At 72.6% G+C, this 19,359-nt stretch carries 20 protein-coding genes; 16 read left to right on the top strand and 4 right to left on the bottom strand.

Annotated elements, in window-relative coordinates:
* Positions 1-149 precede the first annotated feature (149 nt).
* The gene (locus tag AB0H21_RS01210) at positions 150-488 is read right to left on the bottom strand and encodes a hypothetical protein (protein WP_358509746.1); all 339 of its coding nucleotides are present in this window, start codon (positions 486-488) and stop codon (positions 150-152) included.
* A 361-nt stretch (positions 489-849) separates the two neighbouring features.
* On the opposite strand from AB0H21_RS01210, the gene AB0H21_RS01205 reads away from it, so the two are divergent.
* From AB0H21_RS01205 to AB0H21_RS01170, 8 genes are all read left to right on the top strand, one after another.
* Positions 850-1,956 carry a ring-opening amidohydrolase gene (locus AB0H21_RS01205; RefSeq protein WP_358509744.1) on the top strand — a complete coding sequence of 369 codons (1,107 nt, stop codon included), beginning with the start codon at positions 850-852 and terminating at the stop codon, positions 1,954-1,956.
* Positions 1,957-2,017: 61 nt separating this feature from the next.
* Positions 2,018-2,593, top strand: a complete 576-nt coding sequence (locus AB0H21_RS01200) for an SseB family protein (RefSeq protein WP_358509742.1) — start codon at positions 2,018-2,020, stop codon at positions 2,591-2,593.
* Positions 2,594-2,625: 32 nt separating this feature from the next.
* A complete protein-coding gene (locus tag AB0H21_RS01195) occupies positions 2,626-3,417 on the top strand; it encodes an A24 family peptidase (protein ID WP_358509740.1) in 792 nt (263 codons plus the stop codon).
* A gap of 93 nt (positions 3,418-3,510) precedes the next feature.
* A complete protein-coding gene (gene aroC / locus AB0H21_RS01190) occupies positions 3,511-4,689 on the top strand; it encodes a chorismate synthase (RefSeq protein ID WP_358509737.1) in 1,179 nt (392 codons plus the stop codon).
* Entirely contained in the window at positions 4,686-5,219 is a 534-nt protein-coding gene (locus tag AB0H21_RS01185) for a shikimate kinase (RefSeq protein ID WP_358509734.1), read from the top strand. Before aroC ends, AB0H21_RS01185 begins: the two co-directional genes overlap by 4 nt.
* Positions 5,216-6,292 (top strand): 3-dehydroquinate synthase, encoded by a 1,077-nt coding sequence (aroB, locus tag AB0H21_RS01180; protein WP_358509732.1) that lies wholly within the window; start codon positions 5,216-5,218, stop codon positions 6,290-6,292. Before AB0H21_RS01185 ends, aroB begins: the two co-directional genes overlap by 4 nt.
* A gap of 162 nt (positions 6,293-6,454) precedes the next feature.
* Positions 6,455-6,889 (top strand): type II 3-dehydroquinate dehydratase, encoded by a 435-nt coding sequence (gene aroQ, locus AB0H21_RS01175; RefSeq protein WP_358509729.1) that lies wholly within the window; start codon positions 6,455-6,457, stop codon positions 6,887-6,889.
* Positions 6,886-7,686: an SGNH/GDSL hydrolase family protein gene (locus tag AB0H21_RS01170; RefSeq protein WP_358509726.1), complete on the top strand. Its 801-nt coding sequence runs from the start codon at positions 6,886-6,888 to the stop codon at positions 7,684-7,686. The genes aroQ and AB0H21_RS01170 overlap by 4 nt, the downstream gene beginning before the upstream one ends.
* Before the next feature lie 36 nt (positions 7,687-7,722).
* Here the strand turns inward: AB0H21_RS01170 and AB0H21_RS01165 are convergent, their stop codons facing one another.
* Positions 7,723-9,795 carry an ATP-dependent DNA helicase gene (locus tag AB0H21_RS01165; protein ID WP_358511333.1) on the bottom strand — a complete coding sequence of 691 codons (2,073 nt, stop codon included), beginning with the start codon at positions 9,793-9,795 and terminating at the stop codon, positions 7,723-7,725.
* A gap of 438 nt (positions 9,796-10,233) precedes the next feature.
* On the opposite strand from AB0H21_RS01165, the gene AB0H21_RS01160 reads away from it, so the two are divergent.
* From AB0H21_RS01160 to AB0H21_RS01130, 7 genes are all read left to right on the top strand, one after another.
* Complete coding sequence (locus tag AB0H21_RS01160) at positions 10,234-11,997, top strand: hypothetical protein (RefSeq protein WP_358509723.1); 1,764 nt, start codon at positions 10,234-10,236, stop codon at positions 11,995-11,997.
* Between the two features lie 154 nt (positions 11,998-12,151).
* Positions 12,152-13,771, top strand: a complete 1,620-nt coding sequence (locus AB0H21_RS01155) for a Na+/H+ antiporter (RefSeq protein WP_358509721.1) — start codon at positions 12,152-12,154, stop codon at positions 13,769-13,771.
* 167 nt (positions 13,772-13,938) lie between these two features.
* The gene (locus AB0H21_RS01150) at positions 13,939-14,325 is read left to right on the top strand and encodes a hypothetical protein (protein WP_358509718.1); all 387 of its coding nucleotides are present in this window, start codon (positions 13,939-13,941) and stop codon (positions 14,323-14,325) included.
* Positions 14,322-14,876 (top strand): hypothetical protein, encoded by a 555-nt coding sequence (locus AB0H21_RS01145; protein ID WP_358509715.1) that lies wholly within the window; start codon positions 14,322-14,324, stop codon positions 14,874-14,876. Before AB0H21_RS01150 ends, AB0H21_RS01145 begins: the two co-directional genes overlap by 4 nt.
* Positions 14,877-14,956: 80 nt before the next feature.
* The gene (locus AB0H21_RS01140) at positions 14,957-15,322 is read left to right on the top strand and encodes a hypothetical protein (RefSeq protein ID WP_358509713.1); all 366 of its coding nucleotides are present in this window, start codon (positions 14,957-14,959) and stop codon (positions 15,320-15,322) included.
* A 57-nt stretch (positions 15,323-15,379) separates the two neighbouring features.
* Positions 15,380-15,721, top strand: coding sequence for a DUF202 domain-containing protein (locus AB0H21_RS01135; protein ID WP_358509710.1), 342 nt, complete (start codon positions 15,380-15,382; stop codon positions 15,719-15,721).
* A gap of 21 nt (positions 15,722-15,742) precedes the next feature.
* On the top strand, positions 15,743-16,072 hold the full coding sequence (locus AB0H21_RS01130) for a DUF202 domain-containing protein (RefSeq protein WP_358509707.1): 330 nt from the start codon (positions 15,743-15,745) through the stop codon (positions 16,070-16,072).
* Between the two features lie 88 nt (positions 16,073-16,160).
* On the opposite strand, the gene AB0H21_RS01125 is transcribed toward AB0H21_RS01130, so the two are convergent.
* Positions 16,161-17,384, bottom strand: coding sequence for a hypothetical protein (locus AB0H21_RS01125; RefSeq protein WP_358509704.1), 1,224 nt, complete (start codon positions 17,382-17,384; stop codon positions 16,161-16,163).
* A 413-nt stretch (positions 17,385-17,797) separates the two neighbouring features.
* Here AB0H21_RS01125 and AB0H21_RS01120 point away from each other — a divergent pair, with 413 nt between their 5' ends.
* Positions 17,798-18,286, top strand: a complete 489-nt coding sequence (locus AB0H21_RS01120) for a glutathione peroxidase (RefSeq protein ID WP_358509701.1) — start codon at positions 17,798-17,800, stop codon at positions 18,284-18,286.
* Here AB0H21_RS01120 and AB0H21_RS01115 read toward each other — a convergent pair.
* Positions 18,283-19,281 carry a LacI family DNA-binding transcriptional regulator gene (locus AB0H21_RS01115; protein WP_358509698.1) on the bottom strand — a complete coding sequence of 333 codons (999 nt, stop codon included), beginning with the start codon at positions 19,279-19,281 and terminating at the stop codon, positions 18,283-18,285. The genes AB0H21_RS01120 and AB0H21_RS01115 overlap by 4 nt on opposite strands.
* Between the last annotated feature and the right edge of the window lie 78 nt (positions 19,282-19,359).

Raw genomic sequence — 19,359 nt, 5'->3', positions numbered from 1 at the left:
ACCCGATCAGACACGAAAAAGCGACGGGAGGTTGCCTCCCGCCGCGAAATATTTTCAGAAAAAGTCGGACTTTGGCGACATAATGGGATGTGGAACGATTTAGCACTCAGGGAGTGAAGGGATGGGGGTGCGCCCGGGCGGGACGGCCGTCACTTTCTGTTGTCGCGCCCGCCGGTCCTGGTGATCGCGTACGCGAAGTTGACGGCCGCGATGAGCGCGAACACGAGCAGCAGCGCAAAAGTGCTCGAGGTGTTCAGCACCACGGCGAACGTCAGGGGCACCGACAGTGCGAGCGACCCGAGACCGAGCGCCATCTGCGCCCAGTCGGGACCCTGGCGCCTCGGCCGGGCGGCCAGCCTGGCGTCGATGACCGCGTTCACTCGGTCGACCAGGGATTCGGCCAGTTCGAGCTCGTACTGGGGGCCGAGCTCGCGGCGTGCGGACATGGCGGCGGCGACCTCGTCGCGCTCCAGTTTCTGGGACTCCACGCCCCCGATTCTGCATCGTGACGCACCGCGGGCGCGAGGAATCCGCGCCCCGGGCGGCGTCTCCGTCGAATCGATATACCTGCGGGGTGGTAAATGGTGGTATGGCCGGATCTTATTCGGCGAAATGCTCCGAAGAAACCGGAATCAGTGGGCAATAGTAGCCAATGAGGCCGGACTCCGGTGTGGATAGCTTCGGGCCGGGACGATCGTGGACGGGACCGGGCCGTGAGCCGCGTCCCCGAGCCCGGAGCCCGCGACGGGAGTGATGGACATGCCGGCCGGGAACGTCCGGCCGTGAAGGAACGACCGGCCCCGCGCGCGGTGACCGGGCGGTGACCGGAAGATAGGAGAGGAAAGAGATATGCCGGATCCGATCGAGGTGCGCAAGGTCGCCATCGAGAGCGTCACCGACGCCTCCGGGCTGGAGAAGCTCATCGACGACGGCGTGATCGAGGCCGACCGCGTGCTCGCCGTGATCGGCAAGACCGAGGGCAACGGCGGCGTCAACGACTACACCCGCATCCTGGCCGACCGCGCCTTCCGCGAGGTCCTGATCGCCAAGGGAACGCGGAAGCCCGAGGAGGTCGCGCAGGTGCCGCTGGTGTGGTCGGGCGGCACCGACGGCGTGCTCAGCCCGCACGCCACGATCTTCGCCTCCGTCGACCCCGCCACCGTCGAGCCGTCCGAGGAGCCGCGCGTCTCGGTCGGCGTCGCGATGAGCGACGTCATCCTCCCCGAGGACATCGGCCGCCCCGCGATGGTCGAGAAGGTCGCCGCCGGCGTGCGGGAGGCCATGAAGATCGCCGGGATCGAGGACCCGGCCGACGTCCACTACGTGCAGACCAAGACCCCGCTGCTCACCCTCGCCACGATCACCGACGCCAAGTCGCGCGGGCAGGACGTCGTCATCGAGGACACCGGCCCCTCCATGGACATCTCCAACTCCACGACCGCCCTCGGCATCGCCGTCGCGCTCGGCGAGATCGAGATGCCGAGCGCCGAGCAGATCCACCGCGACCTCTCCCTCTACTCCAGCGTCGCCTCGTGTTCGTCCGGCGTCGAGCTGGACCGGGCGCAGATCGTCGTCGTCGGCAACGTCCGCGGCATCGGCGGCCGGTACCGCATCGGGCACAGCGTGATGAAGGACGCCCTGGACGCGGACGGCATCTGGGAGGCGATCCGCGCCAGCGGCATCGACCTGCCCGACCGCCCGCACCCGAGCGACCTCGGCGGCCGGCTCGTCAACGTGTTCATGAAGTGCGAGGCCGATCCCAGTGGCCGGGTGCGCGGGCGCAGGAACATCATGCTCGACGACTCCGACGTCCACTGGCACCGCCAGATCAAGGCCACGGTCGGCGGCGTCGCCGCCGGTGTCACCGGCGACCCGGCCGTCTTCGTCTCGGTGGCCGCCGTCCACCAGGGCCCCTCGGGCGGCGGCCCCGTGGCCGCCATCGCCGACCTGAGCTGACGGGAGACCGGGCGGGTCTCGTGGCGTGAGCGTGCCGTGGCGGCGGGTAGGCTCGCGGGTCGTGCCGAGCATTCCGCAGCCGCTGCTTCCCGACGACGACGGTCGCGCCGACCCGTCGGTGGCCGCCGCGCTGGCCGCGTACGCCGCCGGGACCGGTGGCGCCGCCGAGGTGGCGACCGCCCTGAGCACCGCGCGCCTGCTCGTCCCCGTGGTGGCGCTCCTGACCGAGTCGGAGGTCGCAGAGAACGGCCTCCGGCGGGAGAAGGAAAGCGAGATGGCGCTGCCGGTCCTGGTGGGCGCCGACGGCAGGAAGGCGGTGCCGGCGTTCACGGGGGCCGAGTCGCTCCGGCTGTGGCGCGCCGACGCGCGGCCGATCCAGGCGGCCACCCCACAGGTCTGCCGGGCCGCGCTGGGTGAGGACGCCGCCGCCGTGATGATCGACGTCGCCGGTCCGGTGCCGTTCGCGATCGAGGGCGGGGTCCTGCGCGCCCTGGCCTCCATCGGCGGGACCACCGGAGACGGCGACGGCGTGCAGGCCCTGCTGCGCGGGCTGGCTGCACACGCCGACGTGACCGTCGCGCGCATCCCCACCGCCAGGCGCGGCCTGTTCCGCCGCCTGCGCCGCGACAACGGCTGATCGCCAGGGGCCGCGGCGGCTAGGGTCGGCGTGTGAGCTTCATCGTCGCCGGAGCCGCCCTCCTGGGTCTCCTCGCCGGGCCGTACATCCGCGCCCTGGCGAACGGCTTCGGCCCGTCCGAAGACCTCACCGTCCGGACCCCGGCCCAGCCGACGCCGGAGGGCCCTGAGGCGGACCGGCACGAAGCGGCCGACCTCGCCCCGGAGGATCCGGCGGACGTACACCAGGACGTGGCGCGGCTCGATCATGGTGCGACGCGGCGGGCCTCCAGGGAAGAGGCGCGGCGCGCGTTCCGTGGCATGGTGCGCGCCGTCCCCCGGCCCGCGTGGCCGCCCGTCGCCGAGACGGGCGTCGCCGTCGTCTGCGCGCTGGTGGCCTGGAGGTTCGCGGGTTCGTGGGAGCTGGCCGCCTGGCTGTACGCGGCGCTCGCGGGGTGCGCGCTCGCGGTGATCGACTGGCGTACGCGGCGGCTGCCGGACGCGATCACGCTGCCGTCCTACCCGATCCTCGCGGTCCTGCTGGTCCCCACGGGGCACCTCGCCGGCGGGCTGCTCGGCGGCCTTGCGCTGACCGGGGCGTACGCGATCATGTGGTTCGTCCGGCCCGACGCGCTCGGCTTCGGGGACGTGAAGCTCGCCGGGCTCGTCGGCATGCTCACCGGCGCCCTCGGCCTGGACGCGTGGCTCGTGGGCGCGCTCGCGGGCCAGTTCCTCGGCGCCCTGTACGCCGTCACCCTGCTCCTCACCCGCCGCGCCACCGCCAAGACCCACTTCCCCCTGGGCCCGTTCATCCTCCTCGGGGCCCTGGCCGCCACCTTCCGCTAGCCGGAACGGCCACCGGCACCGCCCCGGAGCAGGGCGCCGGGTTCGCCGGGAGGTGGGTGAGGGCAGTGGGCGGTGCATGGAAGACTTGTCATCATGTTGCGCTGGTTGACCGCAGGCGAGTCCCATGGCCCCGAGCTCGTCGCCATCCTCGAAGGGCTGCCCGCCGGAGTCGCGGTGACGACCGCCGATGTTCAGGACGCTCTGGCGAGGCGCCGGCTGGGGTACGGCCGGGGCGCGCGCATGAAGTTCGAGCAGGACGAGGTGACCATCGTCGGTGGCGTCCGCCACGGCCGCACGCTGGGCAGCCCGGTGGCGATCCGCGTGGGCAACACCGAATGGCCCAAGTGGGAGACGGTGATGGCGGCCGACCCGGTCGACCCCGACCTGCTCGCCGCGCAGGCCCGCAACGCCCCGCTGTCGCGTCCCCGCCCCGGCCACGCCGACCTGTCGGGCATGCAGAAGTACGGCTTCGACGACGCCCGCCCCGTGCTGGACCGCGCCAGCGCCCGTGAGACGGCGGCCCGCGTCGCGCTCGGCCAGGTCGCCCGGAACTTCCTCAAGCAGGCGCTCGGCGTCGACATCGTCAGCCACGTGATCGGCATCGGCTCCGTCGAGGCGCCCCCCGACGTGATCCCGGGCCCCGGCGACCTGGCGGCGATCGACGAGAATCCCGTCCGCTGCCTGGACTCCGAGGCCGCCGCCGCCATGATCGAAGAGATCGACACGGCCAAGAGGGAGGGCGACACGCTCGGCGGCGTCGTCGAGGTCGTGGCGTACGGGCTGCCGCCCGGCATGGGCAGCTACGTCCACTGGGACCGGCGCCTGGACGCGCGCCTCGCGGCGGCCCTCATGGGCATCCAGGCGATCAAGGGCGTCGGGGTGGGCGACGGGTTCGAGACCGCGCGCCGCCGGGGCTCGCAGGCCCACGACGAGATCGAGAACACCGCCGAGGGCGTCCGGCGCGTCACCAACCGCGCGGGCGGCGTCGAGGGCGGCATGACCAACGGCGAGCCGCTGCGGGTCCGCGCCGCCATGAAGCCGATCTCCACGGTGCCCCGCGCCCTGTCCACGGTGGACGTCCTCACCGGAGAGCCCGCCAAGGCGATCAACCAGAGGTCGGACGTGTGCGCCGTCCCGGCCGCCGGTATCGTCGCTGAGGCGATGGTCGCGCTGGTGCTCGCCGACGCGGCCGTCGAGAAGTTCGGCGGCGACTCCGTGGAGGAGGTCGCCCGCAACGTGTCCGGCTACCTCTCGTCTATGGTGATCAAGTGACCTCTCCTGCACCCGGCGACGACCGCACGACGCCCAGGGCGGTGCTGATCGGCCCGCCGGGGTCGGGCAAGTCGACCGTCGGCGCCCTGCTGGCCGACCGGCTCGGCACGTCGTTCCGCGACACCGACGCCGACGTCGAGGCCACGGCGGGCAAGCCCGTCTCCGACATCTTCGTGGACGACGGCGAGGACCGCTTCCGCGAGCTCGAGGCCGAGGCCGTGCGCCGCGCGCTCGCCGAGCACGCCGGGGTGCTGTCGCTCGGCGGCGGCGCCATCCTCAGCGAGGCCACCCAGGGCCTGCTCGCCGGGCACCCGGTGGTCTACCTGCGGGTCGGCCTCGCGGACGCCGTGCAGCGCGTCGGGCTCGCCCAGGCGCGCCCGCTGCTGGTGCTGAACCCGCGCAGCCGCCTCAAGCAGCTCATGGACGAGCGCCGCCCCATCTACGAGCGGCTGGCGTCCCTGATCGTGGCGACCGACGGGCGCACTCCCGAGGACATCACCGACGAGATCGTCAAGGGGCTCCAGGCGTGACCAGCACCCGCATCACCGTCAAGGGCGACCGTCCGTACGACGTGGTCGTCGGCACCGGCGTGCTCGCCGAGCTGCCCGGCCTGTTCGGCGCGGGCGTGCACACGGTCGCGGTGGTCCACCCCGCCGGCCTGCCGGAGATCGCCCGCCCGGTCTGCGGCGTCCTGCGGTCGGCCGGGTACACCGTGGTCGAGCTGCCCGTGCCGGACGGCGAGTCCGCCAAGTCCGTCGAGGTCGCGGCCGAGCTGTGGTCGGCGTTCGGCCGCTACGGCGTCACCCGGTCGGACGCCGTGGTGGGCGTCGGCGGCGGCGCCACCACCGACCTCGCCGGGTTCGCCGCCGCCACCTGGCTGCGCGGGGTCGAGGTCGTCCAGATGCCGACCACGCTGCTCGGCATGGTCGACGCCGCCGTGGGCGGCAAGACGGGCATCAACACCGCCGAGGGCAAGAACCTGGTCGGCGCGTTCCATCCTCCCGCCGGGGTCCTGTGCGATCTCGCGACCCTGGTGTCGGTCCCGCGCGACGACTACGTGGCCGGGCTCGCCGAGATCATCAAGGGCGGCTTCATCGCCGACCCGACGATCCTGCTCCTGATCGAGGACGACCCCGAGGGCGCCCGCCTGCCCGAGGGCCGCCACACCCGCGCCCTGATCGAGCGCAAGATCCAGGTCAAGGCCGACGTCGTCGGGGCGGATCTCCGCGAGTCGGGCCTGCGCGAGATCCTCAACTACGGCCACACGCTGGCTCACGCGATCGAGCGGGTCGAGGACTACCACATCCGGCACGGCGAGGCCGTGTCCATCGGCATGGTGTACGCCGCGGAGCTGTCCCGGCTGGCCGGGCACGCCGGGGCGGACCTGGTCGAGCGCACCCGCTCGATCCTGACGTCGGTGGGCCTGCCGACCGCCTACCGCCGCGAGGCCTGGCCGGAGCTGCGCGACCACATGCGGGTCGACAAGAAGAACCGCGGCGCCAAGCGGCGGTTCGTGATCCTGGACGACGTCGCGAAGGTCACCCGGCTGGAGGACCCGCCGGAGGAACTCCTGGAGGCGGCCTACGGCCAGATCGCCCGGTGACCGCGGAGGCGCGCCGGCGGCAGGCGGCAGGGACGGGCACGGCGCCCGGACGGCCGTGTGGGGGAGAGAAGAGCGGCGAGCCCGGTTGAATGAGCCCGGTGCGGTGAGGCCCGGTTTGATGAGGCCCGGTTCGGTGAGGCCCGGTTCGATGAGGACGGTTCGATGAGGACAGTGTTCGTGTTCAACGGCCCCAACCTGTCGCGGCTGGGGACGCGCGAGCCAGATGTGTACGGCGCGCAGACGTTCGAGGACCTCGAGGCGCTGTGCCGGCGGACGGGGCGGGAGCTCGGGCTGTCGGTGGACGTCCGGCAGACCGACGACGAGGCCGAGCTGGTCGGCTGGATCCACGAGGCCGCCGACGGCGCGATCCCCGTGGTGCTGAACCCGGCCGCCTTCACCCACTACTCGTACGCGCTGCGCGACGCGATCGCCCAGCGCACGGCCCCGCTGATCGAGGTGCACATCTCCAACCCGGCCGCCCGCGAGGAGTTCCGCCACACCTCGGTGGTCGCGGCCGTGGCGTCGGGCACGATCGCCGGGTTCGGCCTGCGCTCCTACGAGCTGGCCCTGCGCGCCATCGCCGAGGAGGGCGCGTGACGTACACCTCCTACGTCGCGATCGGCGACAGCTTCACCGAGGGCCTCAACGACCCGGGCCACGACAGGCACTTCCGCGGCTGGGCCGACCGGGTCGCCGAGCGCCTGGCCGCGCTGGAGCCCGGCTTCCGCTACGCCAATCTCGCCGTGCGCGGCAAGCTGCTGGAGCAGATCGTCGAGCACCAGGTGCCGGCCGCCGTCGAGCTGAAGCCGGATCTGATCACCTTCTGCGCCGGCGGCAACGACCTGCTGCGCCCCGGCGGCGACCCGGACCGCATGGCCAAGACGTTCGCCCGCGCCGTCCGCGACCTGCGCGCCATGGGCGCCGAGGTCGTGCTGTTCACCGGCGTGGACCCGCGCGACACGCCGCTGATGCGCCACGTCCGGGGCCGCTGCGCCACGTTCTACCTGCACGTACGTTCCATCGCCGACCTGTACGGGTGCCGGGTGGTGGACCAGTGGTCGATGCAGTCCCTGCGCGACTGGCGTGCCTGGAGCGAGGACCGCCTGCACATGAACGCCGAGGGTCACCGCCTGGTGGCCGCGAAGGTGTGCGAGGTGCTCGGCGTCCCGTCCGAGGACGACTGGCGCTACACCTGGCCGCCGCGCGAGCGTGTAGACCGCCGGGTGAAGCTGCGCGAGGACCGGCTCTGGCTGCGCGAGCACCTGCTGCCGTGGGTGGGCCGACGGCTGCGGGGCAGGTCCTCGGGCGACGCGGTGGACCCGAAGCGTCCCTCGCTCGGGCCGTATCTCACCATGGCCGACGCGAAGACCCCGCCCGGGGACGCGCGCACCTAGCCGCCCGGCGCGCACGCCCGGCGCGCCCTGGCCGTCCTACGAGGCGGCCGAGGTCAGCCGGCGCAGGGCCGCGCGCACCTTCTGCGGGTCGCTGGTGGTCCAGAACGGCGGCAGCGAGTCGCGCAGGAAGCTTCCGTAGCGCGCGGTCGCGAGGCGGGGGTCGAGGACGGCGACGACGCCCTTGTCGTTCTGGCTGCGCAGCAGCCGCCCCGCGCCCTGGGCGAGGAGCAGCGCCGCGTGGGTGGCGGCGACGGCCATGAACCCGTTGCCGCCCCTGGCCGCGATGTGCCGCTGCCGGGCCGACGCCAGTGGGTCGTCCGGCCGGGGGAACGGCACGCGGTCGATGATCACCAGGCTCAGGGACGGGCCGGGCACGTCGACGCCCTGCCACAGCGACAGCGTGCCGAACAGGCACGTGGCCGGGTCCTCGGCGAACTGCTTGACCAGCAGGGACGTCGAGTCGTCCCCCTGGCAGAGCAGGGGCGTGTCCAGGCGGTCGCGCAGCGCCTCGGTGGCGGCCTTGGCGGCGCGCATGGACGAGAACAGGCCGAGCGTGCGCCCGCCCGCCGCCTCGATGAGCTCGGTGATCTCGTCCAGGTACTCCTTGGGAAGCCCGTCGCGCCCGGGCTGGGGCAGGTGCTTGGCGATGTAGAGGATGCCGCTGCGGGCGTGGTCGAACGGCGAGCCGACGTCGAGGCCGGTCCACGGCTTGCGCTTCTGCCCGGAGTCGGTCTTCTCGGCCGGGGCGGCAGGTGCGGCATGATCGGCATGGTCGGCCTGGTCGGCGCGGGCGGGGCCGAGACCCCACTGGCGGGCCATGCCGTCGAACGTGCCGCCGAGGGCCAGCGTGGCGCTGGTGAGGATCACGGTGCGGTCGGCGAAGAGCTTGTCGCGCAGCATGCCGCCGACGCTCAGCGGCGCGACCCTGAGCACCGGGGGACGGCGGTCGGTCGCCCCGTCGAGCCACACGACCTCGGCCCGGTCGACCTCGGAGTCGCCGCCGAACGCCTCCAGGATGCGGACGGCGGTGTCGTGCACCTCGTCCAGGGCGGTGAACGCGGCCTTGCGCTGCCCGGCCTTCTCGGGGTCGTCGTTCTTGCCGCCGCCCCACATGTCGCCGCCGCGCGGGCCCATCGCGGTGATGCACGCCCACGCGGAGTCCCGCACCAGCGACAGCGTCATGCCGAGCACCTGGGGCATCTGGTCGATGCGGCCGGGCGGAGCGGCGGCGAGCAGGGCCTTCAGGTCCTCGCCGGCCTCCTGGAGGCGGTCGGCGACGGCCTGCTCGATCAGCCGTCCGACCCGGCGGACGGCGGTCGCTACGGAGACCTCCGACAGCTCGTCGGTGACCACGCTCGTCACGCGGTCGACGAGCTCGTGCGCCTCGTCCACGATGACGACGTCGTGCTCGGGGAGGACGGCGAACTCCTCCATGGCGTCGATCGCGAGCAGCGCGTGGTTGGTGACGACGACGTCGACCTGGCCCGCGCGCTCACGGGCGCGCTCGGCGAAGCACTCGGCGCCGCTCGGGCAGCGCTGCGCGCCGAGGCACTCACGGGCGGTGACGGAGAACTGCCGCCACGCCTGCTCGTTGACGCCGGGCACGAGCTCGTCGCGGTCGCCGGTCTCGGTCTCCTCGGCCCATTCCTGGATGCGCTGCACCATGCGGCCGGTGGCGCTGACCTCGCGCGGGTCGAAGAGCTGGTCGTCCTCGTCGTCCGGCCACGCGGCGGTGATTTTGTAGCGGCATAGATAGTTTCGCCTGCCTTTGAGGATGGCGAACTGTGGTTCGTGGGGTAGGTAATCGGCCAGGGCCTCCGAAAGGCGGGGCAGATCGCGGTCGACGAGCTGGCGCTGGAGGGCGATGGTGGCGGTGGAGACGACCACGGCGCTGTCGGACTCGATGGCGTGGCGGATCGCGGGCACGAGGTACGCCAGCGACTTGCCGGTGCCCGTGCCGGCCTGGACGGCGACGTGCTCGTCGCTCTCGATGGCGTGCCGCACGGCCTGCGCCATCTTCACCTGGCCGGGACGCTCGGCGCCGCCGACCCCCGTGACGGCCGCGGCGAGCAACTGCTCGACGGGCGGAAGCTCTTCCTCTTCCTCCAGGTCGTCCTCGAAGGCGCCTTCGTCGTCGAAGTCATCGTGGCCGTCCCCGGCGTCGTACGCCGAGCGGGTCGCGGCCGCGGTGCCTGAGGCGCCGGAGATGTCCGAGGGATCCGAGGTGTCCACGGGGTCGAGGGAGTCGTCGAGCACGACACGCAACGCTACCCGCCCCGGAGGGGTCGCGGTGCCTGGACCGGTCCCGCGACTCGCGGTGCGTTCCGGGTGCATCTCGGCATTCCGGAAGCCGGACGGCTCTTCGCGTGGCAGACTTGCCGCACCGGTTCTGGGGGGTCAATGACGATCTACCTTACGCCTCCGTTCCGGCGGCACATGCGCCAAGAGTGGCCCATGGGGTCTGCCATGACGGTGGCGTTCACGGTTCGGTAGGGTTTCTTGAGGTTGAGTGGACGAATAAAGGCTGGTTAAAGCACGATGTCTGCCATGTCGGAAGTTGTCCCACTGCCATCGTTCGGTGAGGTGTTCTTCGACGCCCGGGGCCAGGAGCGTGTCCTCCGGGTCACCTGGCACGACGGCACGCTTGTTCTCAGCCTGTGGCGGGGCGAGATGTGCACCGCCAGTTTCCGCATGCCCATGGAGGACGTCGGACGTCTCCTCGACACGTTGGACGAGGGGTACGCCGACGCGGGCGGCGAATACGCCGAGGGCCACGAAGGCGAGCACCCCGGACACCAGGACGACGGGGAAGAGGGGGACGAGGGGGACTACGCCGACGACGGCGAGTACGCCGAGTACCGCCAGTACCCGGGCACCGGGCAGTACGCCCGCCCCGCCGGCGCGCCCGACGACGGCGAGTACACCCAGGCCATGTCCTACGGCGACGCCTACGAGGACTCCTACGGCGAGTCCTACCAGGAGTCCTACGCCGACGACCAGGACGACTACCGGAACGACCCGGCGTACGCGCAGGGGAGGGGGGGCCCGCAGGACCAGGACGCCCCCGTGCCCGCGCACGGCCCGAAGGACGTCCTCGTGGCGCGCGGCGCGGCGCCCGCCCCGGACAAGCTGGTCGCCTCCGGCGGCCGTCCCGCCGACGTCCCGCCACAGGGCGAGCACCCGCAGGCCGACTTCCGTGACCGGGCCGCCCACCCCGTTCCGCCGCAGGCCCCGCCGTCGCCCGCCGAGTTCCCCGGGGGCGTGCCCATGCCCACCACCGGCCCGCAGGCCATCCCGCCCGGCGTGGGGGACTACGGCGTCCCGCCCGGGTACGGCGAGCCCCAGGCCCGCCGCGCGCCCGCCTCCGAGCACGAGCCGTCCGCCGACTACGGCCGCGCGCCCGAGTACGGCCGGGGGGCCGCCGCGCCGCAGCCCGAGTACGGCGCGCGTCCGGCGTACCCCGACCCGGCCGCGCCCTCTGACTACGGATCTCCGCAGTACCGCGGCGCCCCCGAGCCCGGCGGACCGGCCCAGTACGGCGGCCGTCCCGACCACGCGGGCTCCCCGCAGTACGGAGCCCAGTACCCCGACCCGGGCGCCTCGTCCGACACCGGGGTCAACCCCGACTTCACGCCGCCGACCGGCTACAGCTTCCCGGCCGAGCAGCTCACGCCCGGCCCGGCGGCCCCGCGCGGCGAGTACGGCTCCACGGGCGAGTACAGTCCCACGGGCGAGTACGGCCCCACGGGCGAGTACGCGCCCCAGGGGGACTACCCCCCGGCCGGGTACGGTGCGGCGGGCGAGTCCCGGCCCGGCGGCTACGGCCGCGGCGGCGAGCCCGGCGACGCGTTCGGCGGTGGCGGCTACGGCACGCCTCCGCTCGACTATTCGGGCCGCCCCGGCTACGCCGACTCGACGGAGTACCCGCCTTCCAACGAGTACGGCGGGGCGCGCTACGGCGCCGACCCGGGGGACGTCGTGCCGAGGGAGAACCTCATCGTGAACGACTCCCTGCCCTACGGATCCCCGCCCGGCGGGCACCCGGACCCGGGCTACCAGGCGCCCGCGGACCCCTCCGGATACGACTGGGGGACCCCGCGGCAGGGCCAGGTGCCCGTCGATCCGGCGGACCCGCTCGGGCTCGGCGCGATCGGCCAGCACCCCATGGAACACACGGATCCGCAGCTCTCGCGGCCCTACGTCCCCGACGCGATGAACAGCACGGGGGAACGGGCGCGCCCGGAGGCGGGCCGTCCCCGGCCGGAAGAGAGCGGGCGCCCGTACTCCGAGGAGAAGGGCCGTGAGTGGTGAGCGGCGCCCGCGGGCGCGCGCGGCCCGGCCGGTGAGAGGGGCGCGTTCCTCGCCGGCGCGCTGACGGCGTGCGGCGCGGGGGCGTGCGGCCGTACGAGGCCGTCGCCCTGATGACGAGCTGTCTCGCGCGTGATTCCCACTTATCCTTCGGATCATGGATGTAACGACGGTCCTCCAGCTCGTGCTGCTCCCGGCGTGCGCGGTGGCGGTCGCGGCCTTCGCCCGTTGGCGGGGCTGGTCGGTGCCCCTGCTGCTCGTGCTCGCCGGGCTCGTCATCGGGCTGATCGCGGCGCGGGTCCCGGGCATGCCCGAGTACGAGCTGGACCCCGAGATCGTGCTCTTCGTCTTCCTGCCGCCGCTGCTGTACTCGGCGGCCCTGGACAGCTCCTACCTGCGCCTGCGCGACCTGCGCCGCCCGGTGGCGCTGCTGTCGGTCGGGCTGGTGCTGTTCAGCGCCGCGGTGATCGGCCTGCTGACGTACGCCATGGTGCCCGGCCTGCCGCTCGCGGCGGCCTTCGCGCTGGGCGCGATCGTGGCGCCGCCGGACGCGGTGGCGGCGGTCGCGGTGGCCCGCAGGCTCGGCCTGCCCCGCAAGCTCATCACCATCCTGGTGGGGGAGAGCCTGTTCAACGACGCCACCGCGCTGACGGCCTTCCGCGTCGCGGTGGCGGCCGTCGGAGGGGTGGGCATCGTCTCCGGCGGGGTGGGCGTGACGCTGCTCAGCGCCGCCGGGCAGCTCCTGTACGCGGCCGGGGTGGGGCTGGTCATCGGCCTGGTGCTGGCGCTCGCCTTCGGCTGGCTGATGAAGCGGGTGCGCGATCCGCTGATCACGAACGCGATCTCGCTGCTGATCCCCTTCACCTCCTACCTCGCGGCCGAGGCCGTGCACGCCTCGGGGGTGCTGTCCGTCGTGGTGGTGGGGGTCTACATCGGCCACCGGATGAACCGCACGACGTACGGCACCCGGGTGGTGTCGTACTCGGTGTGGAAGGTGCTCGACTTCTTGCTGGAGATCGTGGTCTTCCTGCTCATCGGCCTGCAGCTCCCGCTCATCCTCAAGGGGCTCGCCGGGCAGGACCCGTGGCGGGTGGCGGGGTACGCGGTGGTCGTGTTCGCCGCGGCGGTCGTCGCCCGCGTCATCTGGGTGTTCGCCGGCACCCACCTGCCGCGCATGCTCTCCAGCAGGATCCGCGAGCGGGAGGAGCGGCCGCCCGCCTCGCACATCATGGTGATCGGCTGGGCCGGGATGCGCGGTGTGGTGTCGCTGGCGGCCGCGTTCACGCTGGCGTCCGACTTCCCCGGCCGCGACCTGATCCTCTTCCTGACCTTCGTCGTCGTCATCGGCACGCTGCTGGTGCAGGGCCTGTCGTTCCCGTGGCTGATCCGGCGCCTGCGCGTCTCCAGCGAGACCGAGGTCTACCGCGACAACCTCTCGGAGGCGGCGGCGCAGCAGGCGGCGGCCGGGGCGGCGCTGGCCCGGCTGGACGAGCTGACGAGCGACGGTGTACTGGAGACGCACGCCGAGGTGGTCGACCGGCTGCGCGCGCACGCCGAGCGCCGCGCGATGGGCGCCTGGGAACGGCTCGGCGGCGGCACCGGCCCGGAGGGCGAGGAGACGCCGAGCGCGATGTACAGCAGGCTGCGGCGGGCCATGCTGGAGGCCGAGCGCGCGGTGCTGGTGCGCATGCGCGACGAGCGGCGCATCGACGACGAGGTGCTGCGCCGCGTGACCCGCGAGCTGGACTACGAGGAGGCGACCCTGGCCCGCGACTGACGGCCTCTGCCCGGGAGTTCGGCTGCGGAGCGCGACGGCGGCGCCGCCCGGCGTTCCTCGCTCAGCGTCCGGAAATGCCTGGGAAGAGGCCACGAGTCAGGGAGAGCCATGGCAGGATGGCGAACCTCTAGTCGCCCTCCTCTCCAAGCGCACCAGGGAGTGCGAAGATGGTCATCATGAGCGTCAACCGGCGAGACGAAGTCCTGAACGAGCTGGCCGAAGCGATACGGGGCGTGACCGTTCCGGGTTCACCGGCGATCCAGAACGCGTCGGTCGAGCCGTATGTGGACGCGGACGGCGAGCCCGCGCTCAAGGCGGTCATCGTCCTGGACGCACCCGAAGAAGGTGGATGGTCGGCAGAGTTCACACACACGCTGCGCGGACAGGTGAACAAGCTCGCCGCCGAACGCGATCTCGACGAGCACGTGTACGTCGCCCTTTTCACAGAAGAGGAATACGAGGCCCGCACAGGTGCGGACGAACCGCTGGACGGCTTCGGTACGAGCGACATCGACCAGGCATTGATCCGGGACCAGCAGCAGGACGGGTCGTGAGGCGAGACTTCAAGGCCGACGACTACCTGCACCTGGCGGGCATGCTCGCGGGCCGTACCGCTGGACGCGGGCGTCCTCGCACGGCCTACCTTCGGCGTGCGACGTCGACCGCCTACTATGCCCTCTTCCACGAGCTGGTTCAGCATGGCGCGAAGCGCGCCGCCAGGACGGGGCCGACCGAGCACCAGCAGGCGATCGGCCGCTGGTACGCCCACGGCAACTTCAAGAAGGCCGCCCGATGGGTGGAGGACATCGCAGCCGGTCGTACACCCCCCAACCCAGTAAGGCTCCTGCTCGTCGACCCGGTCACCGGAAAAGTGCCCGTTGATCTCGAAGTGCTCGCCAGCGCGTTCAGCGAGCTTCAGGAAGCCAGGCACGGTGCCGACTATGACCCGGCGTTCGATGCCACACGCCTGAGCGCTCTTGGCCACATCAACACCGCCCGGTCCGGCATCGAGGCCATCAAACGCATGGACAAGTCGAACCTCCACCAGTTCGATATGTTCCTCCTGCTGGCCCTGGGCGGCGACAAAATGATCAGGAATAGTTGACCGATCGGGCCGGTCGCACTCGGACGGACGTACTCTTCGCATAGCCCTCCCTGTCAGGCGATTTGGATAGGGTTGTTCGTATGCGATTCCTCCCCCTGGCCGCGGTTGCGGCGATCGGATTCACCGTGCTGACGGGATGTAGCACCGTCGACAAGGCCCAGGCGTGCATCGAGGCCAACAAGACGCTCGCCGACATGGGTGCGAAGATCACCGGCGTGGCCGGCGATCCCGCGGCGATGGAGAAGGCCCTGAAGGACGGGGCCGCGAAGCTGGAGGACGTCGCCGGCACGGCGGGGAACACCACGCTCAACGAGGCCCTGCAGAGCCTGGCGGACAGCCTCAAGAAGCTGAACATCGACAACCCCGAGGAGGCGGCGGCCGCGGCGCAGAAGGTCGCCACGGACACCGCGCGGACGGTGCGCACCATCGCCGAGGAATGCACCTGATCCCAGGCTGAAAACCCTGTTTGTCCAGGGGAAATGTGCATGAATTAGCCTCATTCCATGGACGTCGAAGGAAGGGAGCCGGACCCCCGGTTCACGCTGGCCAACGAGCGCACGTTCCTCACGTGGCTCAGCACCTCGCTCGCGCTCAGCGCCGGCGGCGTGGCGATGGCGGCCGTGCCGAGGGGCATCTTCATCCCCTGGATGCGCACCGCCCTCGCCGTCATCCTCGTGGTCCTCGCCGCGGTCGCGGCGGTGCTGGCCTACCCGCGCTGGCGCAACGTCCAGCGGGCCCTGCGGCACCAGGCGCCGCTGCCCGGGCTCGCGCTGGCCCCCGTGTTCGGGTACGGGGTCGCGGCGGTGGCCCTGATCGCGCTCGTCCTCATCGTCGTCGCGGGCTGAGGCGCGGAGGGAGACCGTGAGATGAGCGGCGGGGTGGAGGAACGTCCGGGCCTGCACGGCGAGCGCACCCTGCTGGCGTGGATCCGCACGGCCGCGACGCTGGCCGCCGGCGGGCTCGGCGCGGCGGGCGTCGCCGGGCGGGAACTCGGGCACGGCGGCGCGGCGGTCCCGTTCATCCTCGCCGCGCTGTGCGGCGCGATCCTGCTGGCGCGGACCGGCGTGCGCTACCACCGCGTCGACCGGGCGCTGCGCCAGGGCCTTCCCCTGGACGCCCGCGCGGACGCGCTGCTCGCCTGGCTCGGCGTGCTGGCCGTGGCGGCGGGCGCGCTCGCCTTCGTGCTCACGTCCTGAGCCGCTCACCCGGGGGAAACGGAAGCGCCCGGGGTGATCCCCCCGGGCGCCTGGAGTGCGTCCTTCCCCTGGGCACTCCCGCTCGTGGTCAGTACCAGTTGTGCGACTGGAAGTGGCCCCACGCGCCGCAGGGCGAGCCGTAGCGGCCCCGGATGTACTTGAGCCCCCATCGGATCTGGGTGGCCGGGTTGACGCGCCAGTCGTGACCGACGCCGACCATCTTGTCGCCCGGCAGCGCCTGCGGGATGCCGTAGGCCCCGGACGACGGGTTCTGCGCCTTGTGGTTCCAGTTGCTCTCCCTGGTCCACAGGCTGTCGAGGCAGTGGAACTGGGTCACCGGCCAGGATCGCTGGGTGACCATGCGATAGGCGATCGCCTTGTTCCTGCCCTTGGGCGTCGTGGGCGTCCACGATCGCACGGCCGGGCGGGCCGAGGTCGTCCAGAGGCGGCTGTGCACCCGGTAGGGCGCCGCCTTCCGCGCGACCGCCGCCTTCGGCACGGCCTTCGCCGGGGCCTTTCTCGCCGACCTCGCCTTGGCGGGCGTCCTCGCCGCGGTCTTCGCGGCGGGCTTGGACCTCAGCCTCGCGTGCGCGGCCTGCCCGCGGGCCGGGGCGGACGGTAGCCGTACCGCTCCCGCCCGCGTCCAGACCGGCCGGACGGGCGTCCAGGCCGGGTGGGCCGCGGGGACGCTCGCGGGCGCAGCCGCGGTGGCCGTGACGGGCGGGCTCCCGGCCGCGCTGATCGCGTTCACGGCCGTGTCGCCGATCGCGCCGATCGCGTTCTCGGCCGTGTCGATCGCGCCGATCGCGCCGGATGTGCCGGTCGTCTGGTGCGCCTGGGCCCCCTGCGTCATCGGCGCCACGTACGCCGAGTAGGCGGCGTAGACCGGGTGGACCGGGTGGACCGGGGCCATCTGGGACATCGGGGACACGGTTCCGGCCGTCTGGGCCGGGTGGGCGGCAGCGGCCTGGGCGGACGTGACGGGGGCCGTGGTGACGGCGCTCACCGCCTCCGTGGCCCGTGCGGTGATGCCGCCCGGTGTCACGACGGCCGGCGCCGTGACGATGGCCTGCGCGTCGGCCTGTGCGCGGGCCGGTGCATCGGCGTGTGATCCGGCCTGCGCTTCGGCCGGCGTGCCGGTGGCGGCGTGGGCCGCCGTCGCGAGTGCGCCCGTCGGTTCCGCCGTCTCCGTGACGGAGTCGGCCGTGCTGTCCGCCCGGGTGAGGGCCTGTGCCGCACCTGCCGCCGCGTTCAGGACGGCGGTGACGATGAGGGCCGCGACGGCGCCATGAATAGCGCGTTTACTGTCCAAATCTGTCCTATTCATCGGGTCGCGTGCGGAGGGGGCCGCGCGAGGCGGCCGTCTCTCGTCGCGCGCCCGTGGCTCGGGCGCCGCGACGTCCGCGTGGCCTTTCCGGAGTCGGTTGAAGACAGAGATGTCTCCCGGAAGGCGCCGCGACGTGCTCTACGGCGGTTTCTAATAGGTGGCCCGCCCGGCGCCCGCGTTCCGTGACACGCTACGGACGGTTGTTTGCCATCGAGGTGGGACATCTCTGCCGTCTCGCGGGCCCCGGTTGGCGCGCGTCGCGCCGGGGATGATCACCGCGTGATCCGGAAATGCCGCGCGGTTGAGGTTTCGCGGCGAGGGCCCCGTGGAGCAAGGACGGAAGCGGTTTCGCACACGGCGAGCCGCGCGCGAGGCGGACGCCTGATTAGGGTGGCTTCATGAGTCTTAGGGATATTCCGGTGCGCACGCTGGACGACGCGCCGACGACGTTTGGCCGGCTCGCCGGCGACAAGGCCGTCCTCGTGGTGAACGTGGCGTCCAAATGCGGGCTGACCCCGCAGTACACCGGCCTCGTCCGGTTGCAGGAGCGGTACGGCGACCGCGGCTTCACGGTCGTCGGCGTGCCCTGCAACCAGTTCATGGGGCAGGAGCCCGGTTCGGCGGCCGAGATCCAGGAGTTCTGCGCCACCAACTACGGCGTCGACTTCCCCCTGCTGGAGAAGGCCGAGGTCAACGGCGAGAACCGCCACCCGCTGTACGCGGAGCTGGTGGAGGCGCCGGACGCCGAGGGCGAGGCCGGCGACATCCAGTGGAACTTCGAGAAGTTCCTGGTCGACCGTGAGGGCGCGGTGGTCGCGCGCTTCCGTCCGCGCACCGAACCCGAGGACCCGGCCGTGACCGGCGCCATCGAGAAGGCGATCGGCTAGCGGCGCGGGCCGCAGCTACCCCGGACGATCAGCTCGGTCGGCAGGGTCACCCCGCGCGTGCGGCGGCCCTGGCGCAGGACGAGCTCGGCCGCGCGGTAGCCCATGTCCTGGGCGGGCTGGGAGATCACCGTCAGCGGTGGCGAGCACAGCTCCGCCCAGGGCACGTCGTCGAACATGATCATCGACACGTCGCGCGGCACGCGGACGTCGAGCTCCCGGGCGGCGAGGACGGCGGCCTCGCCGAGCAGGTTGCCGCCCGCCAGCACCGCCGTCAGGTCGGACCGGTGGTGCAGCAGGCCGGCCGCGGCCGCGTACGCCGAGTCGCGGGTCGCGCGCGCCCGTACGATCAGCTCCTCGTCGACGGGCAGAGCGAGCGTGCCCATCGCCTCGCGGAAGGCGCGCACGCGCTGCTCCTGGCCGTGGCGCGCCAGGAAGGCGACGCGGCGGTGCCCGAGCGCGGCGAGGTACTCGACCGCCGTGCGCACGCCCGAACGGTCGTCGGTGACGACGGCGGGGACGTCTTCGCGTCCCCGCACGGGCCGTTCGGCGAAGACCACGTCGAGACCGGCGCGGAACGCCGGGCCCCACATCTCGCCGTCGCCGGACGGCACCGCGATCACGCGCTCCACGCTCTCTTCGATCAGTGAACCGATGAGCTCGGCCTCACGCTCGGGGTCGTCGCCGGTGGTGCCGATCATCACCGGCTCGCCGGCGGACTGCGCGCAGGCGAGCACGCCGTCGGCCAGCCGCGCGTAGAAGGTGTCGGTGATGTCGGGAATGAGCAGGCCGATGCCGCCCGTACGCCGCCGGCGCAGGTTGCGCCCGAGCGCGCTCGGGCGGTAGTCGAGCCGCGCCGCGGCGGCCAGCACCTTCTCGCGGGTCGCCGGACTCGACGAGCCGGTGCCGGACAGCACGCGTGAGACGGTCGCGACTCCGACCTCCGCCGCCTCGGCGACGTCCTTGATGGTCGTGCGGCGCTGCTCGCTCATCTTCATGGAAACGATTCCATCATGGTTTTCATCGATCGTCCAGGCAGCGGCCCTATCCGAAGAGTGTGAAGAGCTTATATTTCA

Origin of the sequence: Sphaerisporangium sp. NPDC051011 (genome assembly GCF_040653595.1) — a bacterium.
Lineage (GTDB): Bacteria > Actinomycetota > Actinomycetes > Streptosporangiales > Streptosporangiaceae > Sphaerisporangium.
The sequence above is the reverse complement of the archived record's forward strand: the minus strand, read 5'-3'. Positions and strand labels throughout refer to the sequence as shown.